The organism is Saccharomonospora iraqiensis subsp. paurometabolica YIM 90007 (genome assembly GCF_000231035.2).
GTDB lineage: Bacteria > Actinomycetota > Actinomycetes > Mycobacteriales > Pseudonocardiaceae > Saccharomonospora > Saccharomonospora paurometabolica.
Genome location: NZ_KI912187.1, coordinates 115,982 through 117,370, shown reverse-complemented (window position 1 = coordinate 117,370; position 1,389 = coordinate 115,982). Strand labels below are relative to the sequence as shown.

Below are 1,389 nucleotides of genomic sequence, written 5' to 3'. Positions count from 1 at the left end.
AGCGAGCCGGGCGAGCCGGTACCGCCGGTGATCAGGACCGTGCCGTCGGGGTCGAGCACCGGGGCGTCGCCACCGCGCTCGGCTGAGGGCACGCGGACCAGGCGGGGCACCGAGGCGACCCCGCCACGCAGCGCGATCTCGGGCTCACCGGTCGCCAGTGCGGCGGCCAGGTCGGCGGTGTCGGGAGTTCCCGCGGCCTCGATGAGGACGATGCGGCCGGGATGTTCGGCGCGGGCGGACCGGATCAGGCCGATGATGCCCGCGCTGTCGAGACCGCCGTCGGTGACCACGACGAAGGTCTTCTCGTCCGGCATGGCGAGAAATTGCCGTATGCGGACCAGGGTCTCCGCCACATCGTGTCCGTTGTGGACGAGAAAGCGGTCGGTGGGGACCTCGGTGGCCGGGAGGTCGATGCGGGTCCACTCGACCCGGTACAGCAGGTCCGACGCGGGGTCGGCGGCCCGTGCGGGTCGCAGCGCCAGCGCCGCGATCGCGGCGACGACGCGACCGGTGTCGTCGACGACCTCGACGGCGACGGTCAGGGGGGCGATCGGGGTCAGGGTGGCGCGTAGCGAGCCGGTGACCGGCCCGGTCACGGTCGCGCCGGTGAAGGAGAACGGCAGCAGCGCGGTTCCGGTGTCGCCGTCCAGCTCGCCGAGACCGACGGCGTGCAGGGCGGTGTCGAGCAGTGCCGGATGCACGGCGTAGCCGCCGCCGAGCCCACCGGGTGCGGTGATCTCCGCGGTGTAGGTGGTGTCGTGCCGCCACAGCCCGGTCAGGCCGCGGAACGCGGGGCCGTAGTCGAGTCCGTTGCGGGCGAACCGGTCGTAGAGCGCGTCGGGGTCGAGTGGTGCCGGAGTCCCGTCGGGGCGCGGGCGGGTTTCCGGGACGACCTCGCCGACCCGGCCGGTGGCCGCGACCTCCCACGTCCCGCCCGCGCGCCGGGCGTGGATGGTGAGCGCCCGACCGGTGTCGACCAGGACCTGCACGTCGACGCTCTCGCCGTCCGGGACGACCACGGGCGCGGTGAGGGTCAGCTCCACGACGCCGAGGTCTCCGGCACGGGTCGCGGCGTGCGCGGCGAGGTCGAGCAGGGCGGTGCCGGGGAGCAGGACCTGTCCGTCGACCACGTGCCCGGCCAGCCAGGAGTGCGTGGCCGTGTCGACGGTCCCGCTGAGGACGAGGTCGCCGGTGCCGGCCAGGGTCACCTCGTCGGTGAGGACCGGGTGCGCGCCCGGTTTACCGACGGGTGCGGTGAGCCAGAACGAGTCGCGGCGGAACGGGTAGGTCGGGATGTCGGCCCTACCGGCGCCCGGCGGCACGGGAGCCGGGGCACGGCCCGCGGCGTGCAGGCGGGCCAGCGCGGTGGTCACGGCGTCGGGCTCGACC

1 protein-coding gene is annotated in these 1,389 nt (G+C 74.9%); it reads right to left on the bottom strand.

What is annotated here, in order from left to right; all coding sequences use genetic code 11:
• Positions 1-1,389: polyketide synthase dehydratase domain-containing protein (locus SACPADRAFT_RS31925; RefSeq protein WP_007027616.1), on the bottom strand; the 1,389-nt coding region annotated here is incomplete at both ends.